Below are 15,900 nucleotides of genomic sequence, written 5' to 3' on the forward strand. Positions count from 1 at the left end.
GTGCTGTTTCGGTGACGCCGTAGCCTTCGAGGATGCGGACACCGAACTTCTCCATATAGGTCATGCGCGTCGACGGCTTCACCGGTTCAGCGCCGGCAAAGCAATAGCGTATCGAGCGGAAGTCGTAGGGATGCGCGGTTCTCGCATAGCCGGCGAGGAAGGTATCGGTGCCGAAGATGATCGTCGCGTTCGAGGAATAGATCAGTTCCGGCACGATGCGGTAGTGCAGCGGCGACGGGTAGAAAAAGACCGGCACGCCCGAGATCAGCGGCAGCACGGTGCCCGCAGTCATGCCGAACGAGTGGAAGATCGGCAGCACGTTGAACACCTTGTCGCCCGAATGGAAGTCGATGCGCGAGGCGGCCTGGGCGGCGTTGGCCAGGATGTTGCGGTGGGTCAGCACGACGCCCTTGGGCGTCCCTTCCGAACCCGAGGTGAACAGGATCACCGCCGGATCGTCGGGCTTTCGGGCAACGCGCGGCGTGCTCTTGCGCAGCAGTCCGAGTAGTTTGTCCTTGAGGTCGATGGTGGCGCGCAGATCGTCGAGCCAGACGATATCGACCGAGCCGCCGAGTTCCTCGACCACCGGGCCGAGCTTTGCCTGTTCGACAAACGCGCGAGACGTAAGGACCGTCCGCACCTCCGCGGCCTTGCAGGCCGACAGGATGTTGGCCGCACCGGCGGTGAAGTTCATCATTGCAGGGACCTTGCCGGCCGACATGACGCCGAGCAGAGCGGCGCAGGCGCCGTTGGCGTTGGGCAGCATGATGCCGAGCGTCTGCTGGCCGGCATAGAGGTGCTCGAACTTCTCGCCGAGCACGGCGGCAGCCGTCAACAGCTTGCCGTAGCTCAGCGAGCCGGTGACCGGGTCCTCGACGGCGAGCTCTCTCATGCCGCGTTCGTTTGCCGTCTGGATGACCTTTTCCAGCACCGTCCTGTCGATGTCCTGGGTGCGGAAGACGAGATCCGACATCACCTGATAGAGGGCGGAGCCTGCCGCGGCGCGGCGCTTGCGGCCCTTCAGTTCTTGCGGCACTTCGAGCTTGACCGGCTCCAGGATGGTCACCTTGACCTTCGGGAACAGCCGGCGGCGCACATGCTGCGAGGTCAGCCGCGAAAAGTAGCTCTTTTCCAGCCCGTCGATGCGCACCGGCACGACCATCGAGCCGGTCTTGTCTGCCACCATGGCGGCGCCGTCATAGACCTTCATCAGGCCGCCGGTGACGGTGATGCGCCCTTCCGGGAAGATGACCAGCGGGTCGCCGCCCTGCACGATCTTGATCAGCGTGCGGGTCGACATCGGCTTGGCCGGATTGAGAGGCAATGCCCGGGCGAGTTTCATGAACGGCTTCATCCACCAAGCCTGCGCGATGGTGTAGTCGATCGCAAAGACGGGTTCCTCATCTGTCAGCGTCAGGGCCAGCGGGCCGTCGAGGAAGCTGACATGGTTGAGCGCCAGGATGGGTGCGACGCCGGCCCTCTTGAGGTTGTCCATGCCCTCGACTTCCAGGCGATGGAAGGCGCGGAACAGGATGGAGACGAAATCGCGGAAAGCGTTGGTCGGCAGGAATTTCAGCATCAGCCATGCGGCGACGGCATTGGCCGCGGCGAGACCGAACAGGATAACGCCAAGGGAGACGCCGGTTGCCTGGATCACCGCGACGAGCAGTCCGCCCACCGTCATAAAGCCTGCATTGACGATACTGACCGCGGCGACGACGCGGGCGCGGCGTGCTTCAGGCGACCAGGCCTGCACAGCGGCAAAGGTCGGCACCACCAGGAAGGCGCTGGCAATCGCCATGCCGGCGAGGTCGATGGCAACACGGAAGGTGTACTGTCCGGCAAAGAAGAGGCCAAGAGTTTCGGCGCCCGGCGAAGGCTGCATGCTCCAGATGGTCCAGGCCAGGTCGAGGCCGAACAGCACCAGCAGCGCCGTGCCGACTGGTGCCGGCAAGAGCACGATACGCCCCTGCGACATCCACGCGGCGATTGCCGAGCCGATGGCAATCGAGACGGCGAAGACCCCGAGGTAGACGGTAACCGCCATCTCATTGCCGCCCAGCGAATCCTTGACCAATGTTGGCAGGATCGAAAGCACGATGGCGCCGATCAGCCAGAACCACGACGTCATCAGGCCGGCGCGCCAGATCCGCTTGTCGTCACGCAATCCGTTGACCTGACGCCAGGTCGAGCGAAAGATGTTCCTGTCGATGACAAGGTCGGGCGCCGCCGAGCCGGTGCGGGGAATGTAGCGGCTGACAAACCAGCAAGCGATGGCGAGGATCATCATGATCGGCCCGAAGACCGCGACGCCTATGCCGTCGGCCGAGACGAGGCCGCCAGCAATGGTGCCGACGAGGATGGCGGCGAAGGTTGCCGATTCGATCCAGGCATTGGCGCGCGGCAATTCCTTGCGCTCGAGATGATCCGGCAGGATGCCGTATTTGATCGGTCCGAACAGCGCCGAGATGATGCCGAACATGAGTAGCGCCGTCATCAGTACCGGGATCGACGACAGTGCGATACCGACGACGGCGACGGCAGCCGCGGCAATCTCGGTGAATTTCAGCCGGCGGGCGATGAGAGCCTTGTCGAAGCGGTCGGCGATCTCGCCGCCAAGCGCCGACAAAAGCAGGAAGGGGGCCATGAAGACGGCGCCCGCCAGGGTGACCAATGACGCCGCCTGGTCCGCCGCCAGCGTGAATAGAATAAGGAACACCAGCGTGTTCTTAAGGAAATTATCGTTGAAGGCGGACAGGAACTGCGTCCAGAAGAGAGGCGCAAAGCGCCGTGACCTCATCAGATGGCTGTTGCTCCGATTGATCGAGGCGATTTCCATAGCGGCGACTTCCATTGGGCAAGACCGATGCATCTGTCTTGCGCGGTTTGAGCCTTGTTGTAGCGGGAACGCGGTTACACTTCGTTACTGCGGCTGACCTCCATCAGCAGCTTTTCGGTCTTGGCGTCTTCCAGCCGGTTGATGAAACGGCTTGCCTCTTCCGAGTCAGGCAGCGTCTTGGTGATGGTGATCGAGGTATGCACGAGCATGATTGCGGCCATGGCGTAAAACCCCTTGGCAGCGAAGCTTGCCTCCATGAAGTAGATGCCGCCAGCCATCATCGTGGCGGCAACGGCGAACTGGGCTTGGTGAATGTATTCCAGGGGCTTCAGTCCTTTGGGGAATAGGTGTTGGCGGACATCGGTATAATCCTTTTGTTTCAGGGTTAGGTTGGGTCGGTGGCGGGCTGTTTCAGGCCGGATACAATCAGGCTGGTTTGCCAATCCTGCTGGCCAGTCGATCGAGCACAGCGTCGGCACTGCTCTTCAGCGGCGTGCCGCATCCGGCGGCGGCGAGTTCGCTAACAGCGGCGGGGTCGCCCGACTGTTCCATCTCGGCCGTAGCGGCGGCGGTGACGTCGATCTGCTTTTGCCTACTGCGCAGGCGCAACAGCGTCTCCTCTGCATCTTTGAGCGACGACAGCTGGGTGGTGTTGCCGCGGCCAGCTTGCGCTGGCCGCGCGGTGTTCGGAGGTTTCGTAGAGCGAAGGTTAATGACGACAAAACGGGACGCCGGGCGCAAGGATCGGAAGGGCAGGCTGATCAAGGCGGCGCAGTCGCATATCCGGCTCGGGTCTCGCCGGCTTGCGTGCGCGTGACATCACGGCCGATGCCGGCTGCGCGCTGGGCGCGCTCTATACCGCCTTCGCCGACCTGGACAAGCTCATCCTGCACGTTAATTCGGCAACGCTCGCCAGGCTCGGAGCGGGCAAGAGGCGACGGGCGAGCCGAGGGCAAGGGTGGAGGCGGTGGCTAAGGAGTATCTGCGCATTGCGCGCGACAATCGCATGAATGGAATGCGCCGTTCGAACACCGCATAGCGCCGGGCCTGCCGGTGCCCGAATGGCACCTGGCCGAACATGCGGTCCTCATCCAGCATCTGGTCGAGCCGCTCGCCATGCTGCTTCCGACGCTGACACGCCGCACCTCCTGGTGTTCGCGCGCACGCTGTTTTCCGCGGTGCATGGCGTCGTCGTCATTCCTTCGAAGACCGGTTCATCGGACTGGCGCCATCGATGTCGAAAACGAACTGCTGATTTTGTCGACACCCTCGTGGCCGGCCTCAAAAGTGCGAGTTGAACAGTCGGGTTGGCCGTGAACCGCGGAAACCGGATTTAACGACCTTCAGGCCCTTGGGTGAACTTCGTATCGGCCCCAATAGGACTGCATCTGAGTAGTCGCGCCGTTAGTTGCGACGGGTGCCAAGGGCCGTACCTGACTCTATGTTCCCTTCACGATCCTAGGCTTAATCGGTCGGCGGGATTGAGCCGCGCTCTCGCGCGCCATGGCCAACCGCTTCTCGTCTTCGATGGCGCGATCGACTGCTTCGATTTCCTCTTGGAGCACCTTCAGCTCGGCTCCGTAGCTGGAGCCGTCGCTGTCCCCGATCTGAAAGCCACTTGCCCGCATAGCGTCCCGAGTGTGGTGCACGTTACGGACTCCTTCGCGTCGAGTCGCGACCAGGATTTCCCTGAACTCTTCAAGACGTTCAACGTGATTGCGAGGCATTTGCGTTCTCCTATTTCGTCGTCGTCGTCGCTGACGGCGTTTCAGCACGGCAAAAACTTACGGCGCATAAGGTTTAAGCGACTCTAAAAGATACGCTCGACAGAGCATGAATGCGGAAGCTCAAATTTGAACGTCTCGAAACAGCGTGGAGCGCGGAAGCCGGAAAATTGGCTTGCGTCTGCGGCTCGGCGCGGTTGCCGGTCAACCCGGTTGCCGATTCTGGATCGCGAGGATCCGTTTCTGAGCGCACAACGACGCATGGTCTGCACAGCCTGTGCGATTGGGGAATCGGCGCTTGGCCTTCCAAAGGCCGCTTCCAGAGCTCGCCTCCGAAGTTCAGTTACGGCGAGCCTTGAGCGCACGTGCGAGGAGCCGGGTGTCATTTAGCTGGATCACGCACGTCTCGAACTCTTTGGTCGGGCCGTGCCAGCGCAGCTCTTCGACGTTATCGAACAGCTGAGCGTCCGTGCGCAGCGTCGCCAGATTTTTGAACAAAAGCGCGAGCTCTCTACGCTTGCCGAGGGCTTCAGGCGGAAAGCTTTCAAGAGGGCCGTATCGGCCAAGCAGCCGGGCGGCTGACACCAGGCCGATGCCTTCGAGACCGGGGTAGCCATCGGCGTTATCGCCCACGAGCGCGAGGAAATCTGGAATCAAGGCCGGTTCAACTCCGAACTTCTCGCGTACGCCGGCGGCATCGCGAATTTTCTGGGTCCTGCGGTCTACCTGGACCACATGGTCACCGCGCACACACTGCGCGAGATCCTTGTCCGGCGTCCAGATGCACACCTTCTGCACGCGATCATCGGCAGCCGCGCTGTATGCCGCGGATGCCAGCGCGTCGTCGGCTTCCAGCTCGGTCATCGGCCAGACCGCCACGCCCATCGCCGCCAGGGCTCTCTCGAGGGCGTGAAACTGCGCGAACAATCTCGGCTCGATGCCATCCCCGGTCTTGTAGGCGGGCCAGAGCTGATTTCTGAACGATTCGACTACATGATCGGTAGCCACCCCAATGTGTGTGGCGCCATTCTCGATCATCTCCAACACCGTGTTCAGCACGCCGACAACGGCGCCAAACGGCTTGTCTTGGCCGTTGTTGAACCGGCGTTGGCCATAGAAGTGGCGAAACAATTCGTATGTGCCGTCTACTAAATGAACGATCATCGCGATCCTCGAAGAAACAGCATCCGGCCCGGTCTGCAAAGCTAGACCGCTTACCTTCCAGTCGCAGGCGGATACTTCTTTCTCCGCTTACTCGCTTTTGCAACAGGGGACGTTTGGTTCGCGGGAGTATCCCTTCTTCCAAACCCAGCGAAAAACGGTTTGCGATGCTGTCGCAACTTGCGCGCGCAGGACGGAAATGGCGACCGTTAGACGCTCCGATAGAACCGGTCGATCCTTCGAAGGAGGTGGTCCTTGGGAACATTATCGTCGAGGCAGAAATCGTAGAACAACTGCGCCGGTGCCACCTTCGATCCCATCATCGTCCATTCCTCCAGAATCAAAAGCTGGATGAATCACGACACCGCAAGCCGCCGCCGCCCGAAGGGCATCCTCGAGGCCGGTTTGCATCGTTGTCCAGACGCCAGCAACGCCCGCAGCCTTGTTTCTCTTTCCGCCGACTTCGCAAAGACCCGACCGGTCGCGCCCGCATCTCGCCATCAGCGAAATCGAATGCCGCCGCGGCGGCCTCGACTATCCATCATGGCTGATCCTGGACGAATGGCACCGGGGCTGGCCAAACAGGAAGTTGGAACGCTTCTTCACGCTGTCTTAGGCGATATAGCCACCCGCAGTGCTGCGAAACTTGCAGAATAGAATCGGCTCAGGACGAGGGATTGCCGCGTAGAGACAGGATGCGCAGCATTCAAAGACTGCGATGGTGAAATTCTGGCTGAGGGAACGGAGCTGGCTTCCAACCTTCTCCATTCCCGCTGACCAGATTAGGCGGCATCTCACCCGCGGCATGGCCAAGGCGTCTTCGCCGACCGAAGCCGATAAGCCTAGCCCGCCTTCCGAAACGGCTGAGAGCCGCGAGAGAGGATGAGATCGAGTTCGGCTTCGTCCTCGATGCCGGCCTGGAACAATGATATTAGCTCAGATGCTGCGCCATGGGCCATGGTCGATGCCATGCTGCACTGGGTGGCTGTGCAATGCCGGATAAATACCCGTTGCAGCATTTCGAGGTCATTAGGGTAAATGGCGATGTCTGCTGGGTGACGCATAGGCATGCGGTATCCTCGGAGAGCCAACGCCCTCATTCAGAAGCTCAGGGGTGGCTGCTGACTACGTTCTATCGCACCCTACGCCGTAGCCGTCATTTAACAATGATATACCGGCCGGGGTTGTACCGGCCGCGGCTACTAGCCTCGGAAGGGCCGCCGTCACTCGGGCGAGGACGTTCGCCATCCGTCGAGTCTGCAGGTCCGGGTGAGCGGTTTTCCGGCGCTGCTGCGCTAACCATGGCGCCAGTCTATGCGCACAGCGCACATTCGCGAAGCAGGCGCGGCAGACGGACTTTGCGGTTGGAGATGCTCAGTTCAGCCTCAACGGCATCGGGCGGCGGCAATCTGAATGCACGATGATGCGCGTTCATGCAACCACCGCCATGCCTTCGCGTTTAACCGCCTTCAATCCTGGCGAGCGATAGAAATGACGGCGTTCATCCCGATTACAATTTACCTGAATCACAAGCCGGTGGTGGTCGCGTCGATAGCCGACGCTAAGACAGCGCTTTAGCAACCGTGGCCAGTCATGGGCAAGCCATCCCGACTTGAAGCAATCCGAATGGTTGACGAATGCCTGGCCGGACACTGCAGCCTACACGCTGCGATCGCTGCCTTCCAGACGGCCGCAACTGAACAGCGGCTTCTTAAGCGAAAGCCTCCAAGCATAGGCCTGAAGAAATTTGACCGGGTTGCTGAAGACCTGATGTGAGGTCATGCCGCCCTCGCCATCTTGAACAGCTGACATGCCTCGCCCGCCATCCCCTGTGCCGACCGCTTGCGCGGCGTCCAGGCTCGGTAACACTCGGGCCAAGCGTCGCCTTGGGCCCTCAACGTCCAACTTATCGTCCTAGAGCGGTTCATCGTTTCACGGAAATGCCGAACCGCTCTATCTCTATGTTTTTGCGCAATTCCGGACGGGAAACCGTTTAGCACTTTTCCTGGAATTGCCCTAAACGTTAACGCGAATAGCCTGAGCTTCCGTTTCGACCTCGCGCTTCAGTGCTGCCTCGTGCGTTTCTTGATGTAGGATACCGAGGGACATGCCTTTCAACCACCGCGGCCCTCAGCGGCTGCGCTACGCGCTCAAGCGAAACCGTGTGACGTCGATGGCCGCGGCCATCAACGTCTGCGTGTAGGTAGCTTGCGGATTGCTGAAGATCGCCTCGGTCGGCCCTTCCTCAACGATCTTACCCTGCTTCATGACGATGATGTAGTCGGCCATGGCGCGCACGACAGCGAGGTCATGGCTTATGAACAGATACGACAGTTCATGGTCGGCCTGCAGCTTGCGCAGCAGTTCAACGATCTGCTTCTGGACGGAGCGGTCGAGTGCCGAGGTCGGCTCGTCGAGGACAACCACCTTGGGCTTGAGAATCATCGCCCGCGCGATGGCGATGCGTTGGCGCTGGCCGCCGGAGAATTCGTGCGGGTAGCGATTGCGCGCATTCGGATCAAGCCCGACCTCGCGCAAGGCCTCGACTGCGCGCAGATCGCGTTGCCTGCCCGACAGGGTCGGCTCATGCACCAGAAGTCCTTCGGTGATGACCTGGCCAACGGTCATGCGCGGCGACAACGAACCGAACGGGTCCTGGAAGACCAGCTGCAACTCACGCCGCAGCGGCCGCATGGCCCGGCGGTCGGTGGCGGAAATATCGCGATCGCCAAAGCGGATGAGGCCATCACTTGGCAGGAGCCGCAGCAAGGCTCGGCCGAGCGTCGATTTTCCCGAACCGGATTCGCCGACGATGCCGATGGTCTGATTTCGTTTCAGCCGGATCGAAATGTGATCGACTGCGCGCAGGATCAGCGGCTCTCCAGCAAGAAACCCGCCGCCGATCTTGAAGGTCACTTCGACATTCCTGCCTTCGAGCAGGACCGGCGCATTTGGCGGTGGCGGCGCTTTGGTTCCGGTCGGCTCGGCGGCCAGCAGCATCTTGGTATAGGCATGCTGCGGATTGACGAAGATCGCTTCCGCCTCGCCCTCCTCGACGACTTCGCCGTAGCGCATGACATAGACGCGGTCGGCAAAGCGCCGGACAATACCGAGGTCGTGGGTGATGAAGACGATCGCCATGCCGAGCTTGCGCTGCAGTTCGGCGAGCAGCATGAGGATCTGCGCCTGGATCGTCACGTCGAGCGCCGTCGTCGGTTCGTCTGCTATCAGAATGTCGGGATCGTTGGCCAGCGCCATGGCGATCATGACCCGCTGGCGCTGGCCACCCGACAATTCGTGCGGATAGGATTTCATCCGCCGCTCGGGATCGGGAATATGAACCAGCCGCAAGAGCTTGAGCGCCTCCTCGCGTGCTTGCGCCGCGCCAAGTCCGCGATGCCGGCGGATCGGTTCGATCAACTGATTGCCGATCGAATAGAGCGGATCGAGCGAGGTCATCGGCTCCTGGAAGATCATGCTGATCTTGCGGCCGCGGATCTGATTGAGCTCGGACTTGCTTAGGGTCAAAAGGTTGCGGCCGCGATAGTCGACGACGCCTGTCGCCTCGCCGTTTGAGGCCAGCAGGCTCATCGCCGCCATCATCGTCTGGCTCTTGCCGGAACCGGATTCGCCGACCACGGCAACGGTTTCGCCTGCATTGACGTGGATGTTGATGCCTTTGACGGCTTCGACCGCGCCATCGAGCGTGCGAAAGCGGACCCGAAGGTCCTTGACGCTGAGGATCGTTTCGCAAGTGTCCATCTCAACGATCCCTGGGGTCGAGAGCATCGCGCAGGCCGTCGCCGACGAAGTTCAGCGCGAACAGCGTCGAGACGAGGAAGAAGGCAGGGAACAAAAGCAGCCAATTGGCGGTGCCGATGTTCTTGGCGCCGGTCGAGATCAGCACGCCCCAACTGGTCATCGGTTCCTGCACGCCGAGCCCGAGGAAGGACAGGAAACTCTCCAGGATGATGACATGCGGCACCAGCAGCGTCATGTAGATGACCACCGGGCCAAGCAGGTTGGGAATGACGTGGCGGATCAGGATGCCGCGTTGACCGACGCCCATCGCCTCCGCCGCCTGGACGTATTCCTGCCGCCGGATCGACAGCGCTTGGCCACGCACGATTCGCGCCATGTCGAGCCACAGCACGGCGCCGACCGCCAGGAACATCAGCACGAAGTTCCGGCCGAAGAACACCACCAGCATGATGACGAAGAAGATGAACGGCAGCGAGTAAAGCACATCGACAATGCGCATCATCACCTCGTCGACCTTGCCCCCGGCAAGGCCGGCCGTAGCACCGTAGAGCACGCCGATGACGCCCGCGACAACCCCGGCGAGCAGGCCGATGGCCAGCGAGATGCGCCCGGCCATCAGCGTTCGCGATAGCAGATCGCGGCCGGTATTGTCCGTGCCGAACAGGAAATATTGCTGCCTGATCGAAGCGCTCATCACCGCTTCAAGGCCGTCAGGCGATTTACCCTCGATCTTTGTATCGTCGAAAGCATCCGAACGGTCGAGATAGCGGACATTGCGGTCGTCGATCGGCTTGGGCGATGTGACGGTGACGAAGATGCGGTTGCCTTCCTGCCGCCACTCCTTGATGTCGACACGCATGCGCTTGATCGCCTCATTGAGCGCGGTTTCTATCATGTCGGCCTTCGGATAGGCCGAGAAGCTCGGCGGCGTGCGCACATGGTCGGCGTAGATGGTGGTGTATCGATGCGGCAGCAAAGACGGCCCGAACACGCTGATTACGGCGATAAAGGCAAGATAATACAGGCTGAACATGGCGGCGCGATTGGCCTTGAGCCGTGCCCAGGCATCGCCCCATAGGGAGCGGCCTACGACGGCCGGAGCGGTGGCTGCGATGTCAGTCATAGCGCACCCTCGGATCGACGAAGGCATACATGACGTCGACGATCAGGTTGAAGACGATGGTGAACAGTGCGATCACCACCACGGTGCCCATGACCAGCGTGTAGTCGCGGTTGAGCGCGGCATCGACGAAATAGCGGCCGATCCCGGGAATAGAAAAGATCGTCTCGACGATGATCGAACCGGTGAGGAGCGCCGCCGCCGCTGGGCCGGTAAAGGAGACGATCGGCAGTATGGCGCCGCGCAGCGCATGCTTGACGATGACCGACCAGTCCGACAGGCCGAGCGCGCGTGCGGTGCGGATGTGGTGAGAGCGCAACGATTCGATCATCGAGCCGCGCATCAGGCGAGCGACGATGGCGATCTGCGGCAAGGCGAGCGTCAGCACCGGCCCGACTTTGTTGAGCAAGGCGCCATCGCCCCAGCCGCCGATCGGCAGCAGTTTCCAGGTCAGGCCGAACACAAGCTGGATCACCGGGGCGATGACGAAAGTCGGGATGGTGCTGCCGGCGGCGGCCAGCGCGATCACCGAGTAGTCGGCAAACTTGTTCTGATTGAGCGCGGCAACAGTGCCGAGGAGGCCGCCGAGCAGCAGTGCCAGGATCAGGGCCGAGGCGCCGATCTGGATTGAAACGGGCAGGCCCCTGGCAAACAATTCGGTGACGGTGAAATCCGGCATGTTGTAGCTCGGACCGAAATTGCCGCGCAGCAGATTGCCGAGATAATGGACATATTGCAGCCAGAGCGGGTCGTTGAGGCCGAACTGCGCTTCAAGATTGGCCTTGATCTCGGGGCTGAGGCCCCGCTCCTGATTGAACGGGCCGCCAGGCGCGACACGTATCAGGAAGAACGCCATGGTCACGATGACGAACAGCGTCGGGATGGCGGTCAGGAGCCGCCGGAATACGTATCGTAGCATCGGTTCCCCGCTTTGCTAGCAAACCGGAGCCGCCGCCGCTAACGCATGACCCGAACCGAAGGTTCGGAAAGGATCACGCGCAAAATCGAGGCGTTACAGCGCCCTTTGCACGTCCCGAAGGACGCGCGGCGCTGTAAAGGCGGTAGTCCGGCCAAGGAGATCAGTCCTTGGAGATGAAGCGGGACGGATGCACGTCCATAACGTTATCCTCGAAGCCATGAAGCTTCGGAGAAACGATATCCTTGTAGCTATAGTAGAGAAGCGGGATGTTGCCGACCTCGTCGACAAGGATGCGCTCGGCCTCGGCGAGTTCTTTCATGCGCTGTTCGGGCTTGCCGCCGGCGGCCGCCGCCTCGTCCATGGCCTTCTCGAATTCCGGGCTGTTGTAGCCCGAATAGTTGTTGCCGCTTGCCTTGCGGGAGATGCCGAGGAAGGTTTCCGGATCCTTGTAATCGGCAATCCAGCCAGCACGCGCCACGTCATAGTCGCCTTTCTGCTCAAGGAAGGAGTAGTGGGTCTTGGTGTCGGTGTTGAGCAGCGTGACTTCGACGCCGAGCGGCTTCAACTGCTCCTGGATGGCGACCGCAGTGTTCTTGTGGTTTTCCGACGTGTTGTAGCGGATTTCCATCTTCAGCGGTTTCTCGGGGGTATAGCCAAGCTTCTCGAGTACCTTCTTGGCCTCATCCTCGCGGTCGATCTGCGACATATCCGCGTATTTGGCCATTGCCGGCGTATAGCCCTCAATGCCTGGAGGCACCATCGAATAGCCGGGCAGCATCGAGTTCTGCCAGACCTTTTCGGCAAGGAAATCGCGGTCGACTGCCATGGAGATGGCGTTGCGCAGTTCGACGTTGTCCCACGGTGCCTTGTCGGTCTTGATCGCAAAATAGTAGGTGCCGAGGTAAGGCCCAACGCGAATCTGATCGCCAAACTTGGCCTTGAGGTCGGCGAGCTGCTCGGTCGGGAGGTCGTCGTAGCTGTCGAGTTCGCCGGCCTCAAAGCGCTTCATCGCCGACGAACGATCTTCGGTCGGGATGTAGTTGACGACGTCGAGCTTGACGGTCGCAGCGTCCCAGAATTTCGGATTCTTGACCAGTTTGATGTGGTCGTTGGGAACCCACTCCGCCAGCGTATAGGCGCCGTTGGAGACCAGATTGCCCGGCTTGATCCAATCGGCGCCGAGCTTTTCCATTGAGGCCTTGTTGACCGGATAGGCCGCCTGGTGGGTCAGCATTTCGAGGAAATAGGGCGTGGGCGCCTTCAGCGTCACTTCCAGCGTATTTGCGTCGATTGCCTTGACGCCCATCTCCTCGGGCTTGGCCTTCTTGGTGTTCACCTCCTCGGCATTCTTCACGGGATAGAGCATCGAAGCGTATTCGGCGCCGGTGGCCGGGTCTTCCAGCCGTTGGAAAGCGTAGACGAAGTCATCTGCCGTGACCGGAGCACCATCCGACCAGACGGCGCCCTTGCGCAGCTTGAAGGTGTAGACGGTGCCGTCGTCCGATACTGTCCAGCTTTCGGCGGCGCCCGGGATGAGGTTCGCCTTTGCGTCCTGCATGGTCAGCCCCTGGAACAGGTCACGCAAAATATTTGCTTCGTAAATTGTCGAGGTCTTGTGCGGGTCGAGCGACTCCGATTCGGCGGCGGTGCCGCGGTTATAGACGACCTCGGCGAAGGCCGGCGTGTAGAACGTGCCGGCAGCCAAGGCCATGGTTGTGGCGAACACCGTCGCCTTCAGCATATTTTTCAGCATGGAGTTCTCCCTGTCGAGGCGGCCGTTCAGCTGCGCCTCTTGAGTGTTGACGCCCCGAAACCGATTAGATGGCCCCTTTGAGCGCGCCGCCGGTTCCCTTTCCGGCAGCTGGTGGCCAAACAGTAACGTGGCGATTTTTTATTTCAACAGACTCGTTAGGTCACCCTAAGTAAGGCGCAACGACAGGCCACTTCGTGACCGGCAGAACAGCGGCTTGCCTCGTTTCCCATTTCAAGCCTTCGTTTCCGGCCAGAAACTTGTCGTCGATTCCACTTTGCCGAAATGTCTTAATGCGTCTTTAAACAACGATGGGTTATATTTTTCGTGAGCTTCGGTATGTCTCGATGGGCGAAGGACATGAACCGCGAAGAAAGTAATACAATCTCTATAGAGCGTCATAAATCGCGCCGTGTAAGACTCACATTACGTCAGTTTAGAGAGCAGTCCGGAACTTCCGCTGTTGAGTTCGCGCTGCTTTCGCCGATTTTTATCTTACTTTTGCTCGGAATGGTTGCGTATGGTATCTATTTCGGGGCAAGCCACTCCGTGCAGCAAATTGCGGCGGACGCCGCCCGCACGGCGATTGCCGGGCTGAACGAAGGCGAGCGCCAGGCGCTGGTGACCAGTTTCGTCAACAACAATGCCGGCGGATATCCATTCGTCAAATCCGACAAGCTGACCTATCAGGCCAAGGACAGCACAGCCGACGGAAATCAGTTCGTCGTGTCCGTCCAATATGATGCTCGTAACCTGCCGGTCTGGAACCTGTTCCCGGCACTGCCCATGCCTGGAACCACGATCTCACGCCAGTCGACAATCCGGGTTGGAGGCATCTGAATGTCGGAACCCTTGCTGGAGAGGATCGGCCGGGTCGCCTGCTCAATGCTTGGCGACCTGAAGGCGAACTTCACCGTCATGACGGCGCTGTGTGCACCGTTCGCGCTGGCGCTGGCCGCCTTCGCCATCGACGAAGGCTCGATCTACACGGAGCGCCGGGAAGCGCAGGCAATGACCGATCTGGCGGCAATCACCGCCGCCTCCAACATCAACAACATTGAGGCCGCGGTGGTGACCACGCTCGGCGACAATGGAATGCCTGGTATCGTGGTTCAGAAGGCAGGACAGACGATCGCCCCGGCCCTCGGAAAAACCGTCGTGTCGGTCACCGCCGGCCGATACTCACCAGAGTCGTCGCTCGGCGTCGACAAGCGCTTCGAGGCCGGCAAGACGCCGTACAATGCCGTCCATGTCGCGCTGAAAAAGATTCCTGCCCGCTATTTCGCAAGTTCGCTTATTCCTACGCCGGTCATCGGCACCGAAGCCCTTGCCAGCGTCACGCCACAGGCGATGTTCTCGGTCGGGTCCAGGCTTCTCAGCGTCAATGGCGGCATCCTGAACTCGCTTCTCAGCGGCCTCCTGGGCACTAACATCTCGCTCAGCGTCATGGACTATAACGCCCTGATCTCGGCCGATGTGAATGTGCTTTCGTTCGTCGACGCTCTTGCCGTCCAGTTGCAACTGACAGGCGTCAGCTATTCAGACGTGCTGGCATCAAAAGCGACCGTGGGCCAGGTAGCCACGGCCCTGGCTAACGTTTCAACGGTTGGCAGCAGCAGCAAGCTCGTTCTGCAGACAATCGCGTCCAGAGCCACCAGCACGGTCAAAATCCCGCTCAAGCATCTTGTCGACCTTGGATCAATTGGCCAGTTGGGCCTCGGACAAAAGCCGGCTGGCCTTTCCGTCGATGCAAGCGCCATGGGCATGCTGACCACCGCCGCTGCACTGGCCAACGGTTCGAACCAGGTCCAGGTCAATCTCGGGGCCACCATTCCGGGGCTTACCTCGACCACGCTTGCCGTAGCCATCGGCGAACCGGCGCAATTCTCGCCATGGCTGACAATCGGCGAGAAGGGCGCCGTGGTGCGTACGGCGCAGACGCGGATCAAGCTGGTGGCATCCGTCGGCATCGACAATTCGAATCTTGGTGGCGGTATCAGCCTGCTGGCCGTCAAACTGCCGCTGCATGTTGAGGTGGCCTCCGCCGAAGCCAGGCTGACCGACATCAGCTGCGCGACAGGGCACCCCGACAGTTTGAAGGTTACCATTGCCGCACGTCCGGGCCTTGCCTCGCTGCACCTTGGCGCTAGCGATGCCGACAACAGCCCCTCCGCCTTCGCCGATTTCAGCAACCCACAGTCGTTTCAAAATGCCGAGATTGCGCAGGTCAGCGTGAAGCTTCTGTTTCTCACCCTGAATCTGATCGGCGTGAATGGTTCTGCGGCCGTTGAGATCGCCAACAACGATCCGACGATACTGACCTTCAACAGCACCGAAATCGCAAACAAGACGATAAAAACCGCTTCCACGAAAAACCTGACGCAATCTCTCACCACGTCGCTGGTCAGCAATTTGTCGCTTTCGGTCAGTTCGCTGGGCCTCGGGCTTGACGTAACCGCCGTTCTTGGAACGGTGAAGCCGGCAGTGGTGGCGCTGCTGAACGGCGTGACGGCGCCGGTCGACGAATTGGTTTACAACATGCTTGCGGCACTGGGCGTGCATGTCGGCGAGGCAGACGTCCGGGTCATGGGCGCGACTTGCGGGCGCTCCGTGCTCGTTCAATGA

General features: G+C 60.7%; 13 protein-coding genes. 2 read left to right on the top strand and 11 right to left on the bottom strand.

The annotated features are described in order from the left end of the window. The 11 genes from EOA86_RS03060 to EOA86_RS03110 form a co-directional block, all read right to left on the bottom strand. The coding region (locus EOA86_RS03060; RefSeq protein WP_206629953.1) for an acyl-[ACP]--phospholipid O-acyltransferase at positions 1–2,839 on the bottom strand (2,839 nt) is incomplete at its 3' end. 74 nt (positions 2,840–2,913) lie between these two features. After that, positions 2,914–3,282 carry a YiaA/YiaB family inner membrane protein gene (locus EOA86_RS39915; RefSeq protein WP_245485839.1) on the bottom strand — a complete coding sequence of 123 codons (369 nt, stop codon included), beginning with the start codon at positions 3,280–3,282 and terminating at the stop codon, positions 2,914–2,916. Next, complete coding sequence (locus EOA86_RS39245; protein ID WP_206629954.1) at positions 3,266–3,448, bottom strand: hypothetical protein; 183 nt, start codon at positions 3,446–3,448, stop codon at positions 3,266–3,268. Before EOA86_RS39245 ends, EOA86_RS39915 begins: the two co-directional genes overlap by 17 nt. Before the next feature lie 830 nt (positions 3,449–4,278). Beyond that, positions 4,279–4,566, bottom strand: coding sequence for a hypothetical protein (locus EOA86_RS03075; protein ID WP_065008429.1), 288 nt, complete (start codon positions 4,564–4,566; stop codon positions 4,279–4,281). Positions 4,567–4,902: 336 nt separating this feature from the next. Then, complete coding sequence (locus tag EOA86_RS03080; RefSeq protein WP_128340677.1) at positions 4,903–5,727, bottom strand: 5'-3' exonuclease H3TH domain-containing protein; 825 nt, start codon at positions 5,725–5,727, stop codon at positions 4,903–4,905. Positions 5,728–6,566: 839 nt separating this feature from the next. Then, the gene (locus tag EOA86_RS03085; protein WP_128340678.1) at positions 6,567–6,794 is read right to left on the bottom strand and encodes a hypothetical protein; all 228 of its coding nucleotides are present in this window, start codon (positions 6,792–6,794) and stop codon (positions 6,567–6,569) included. Positions 6,795–7,383: 589 nt separating this feature from the next. Beyond that, entirely contained in the window at positions 7,384–7,506 is a 123-nt protein-coding gene (locus EOA86_RS41130) for a hypothetical protein (protein ID WP_281035626.1), read from the bottom strand. 360 nt (positions 7,507–7,866) lie between these two features. Continuing rightward, a complete protein-coding gene (locus tag EOA86_RS03095; protein WP_128340680.1) occupies positions 7,867–9,486 on the bottom strand; it encodes an ABC transporter ATP-binding protein in 1,620 nt (539 codons plus the stop codon). 1 nt (position 9,487) lies between these two features. Beyond that, positions 9,488–10,609, bottom strand: coding sequence for an ABC transporter permease subunit (locus EOA86_RS03100; RefSeq protein ID WP_127211105.1), 1,122 nt, complete (start codon positions 10,607–10,609; stop codon positions 9,488–9,490). After that, a complete protein-coding gene (locus EOA86_RS03105) occupies positions 10,602–11,525 on the bottom strand; it encodes an ABC transporter permease subunit (protein ID WP_127211106.1) in 924 nt (307 codons plus the stop codon). Before EOA86_RS03105 ends, EOA86_RS03100 begins: the two co-directional genes overlap by 8 nt. A 160-nt stretch (positions 11,526–11,685) precedes the next feature. Next, on the bottom strand, positions 11,686–13,278 hold the full coding sequence (locus tag EOA86_RS03110) for a peptide ABC transporter substrate-binding protein (RefSeq protein WP_095518371.1): 1,593 nt from the start codon (positions 13,276–13,278) through the stop codon (positions 11,686–11,688). A gap of 357 nt (positions 13,279–13,635) precedes the next feature. Between EOA86_RS03110 and EOA86_RS03115 the strand changes: the two genes are divergently transcribed. Both EOA86_RS03115 and EOA86_RS03120 read left to right on the top strand, forming a co-directional pair. After that, positions 13,636–14,115: a TadE/TadG family type IV pilus assembly protein gene (locus tag EOA86_RS03115; RefSeq protein WP_127211108.1), complete on the top strand. Its 480-nt coding sequence runs from the start codon at positions 13,636–13,638 to the stop codon at positions 14,113–14,115. Further along, a complete protein-coding gene (locus tag EOA86_RS03120) occupies positions 14,116–15,900 on the top strand; it encodes a pilus assembly protein TadG-related protein (RefSeq protein WP_245497099.1) in 1,785 nt (594 codons plus the stop codon).

The sequence above is a fragment of the Mesorhizobium sp. M5C.F.Ca.IN.020.32.2.1 genome (genome assembly GCF_004023105.1).
Taxonomy (GTDB): Bacteria; Pseudomonadota; Alphaproteobacteria; order Rhizobiales; family Rhizobiaceae; genus Mesorhizobium; species Mesorhizobium wenxiniae.

Bases quoted from the DNA above. Each gene is read 5' to 3' on its own strand.
- EOA86_RS03105 (WP_127211106.1), bottom strand. From the start codon at position 11,525: ATGCTACGATACGTATTCCGGCGGCTCCTGACCGCCATCCCGACGCTG.
- EOA86_RS03120 (WP_245497099.1), top strand. From the start codon at position 14,116: ATGTCGGAACCCTTGCTGGAGAGGATCGGCCGGGTCGCCTGCTCAATG.
- EOA86_RS03100 (WP_127211105.1), bottom strand. From the start codon at position 10,609: ATGACTGACATCGCAGCCACCGCTCCGGCCGTCGTAGGCCGCTCCCTA.
- EOA86_RS03095 (WP_128340680.1), bottom strand. From the start codon at position 9,486: ATGGACACTTGCGAAACGATCCTCAGCGTCAAGGACCTTCGGGTCCGC.
- EOA86_RS03115 (WP_127211108.1), top strand. From the start codon at position 13,636: ATGAACCGCGAAGAAAGTAATACAATCTCTATAGAGCGTCATAAATCG.
- EOA86_RS03085 (WP_128340678.1), bottom strand. From the start codon at position 6,794: ATGCCTATGCGTCACCCAGCAGACATCGCCATTTACCCTAATGACCTC.
- EOA86_RS41130 (WP_281035626.1), bottom strand. From the start codon at position 7,506: ATGACCTCACATCAGGTCTTCAGCAACCCGGTCAAATTTCTTCAGGCC.
- EOA86_RS03080 (WP_128340677.1), bottom strand. From the start codon at position 5,727: ATGATCGTTCATTTAGTAGACGGCACATACGAATTGTTTCGCCACTTC.
- EOA86_RS03110 (WP_095518371.1), bottom strand. From the start codon at position 13,278: ATGCTGAAAAATATGCTGAAGGCGACGGTGTTCGCCACAACCATGGCC.
- EOA86_RS03075 (WP_065008429.1), bottom strand. From the start codon at position 4,566: ATGCCTCGCAATCACGTTGAACGTCTTGAAGAGTTCAGGGAAATCCTG.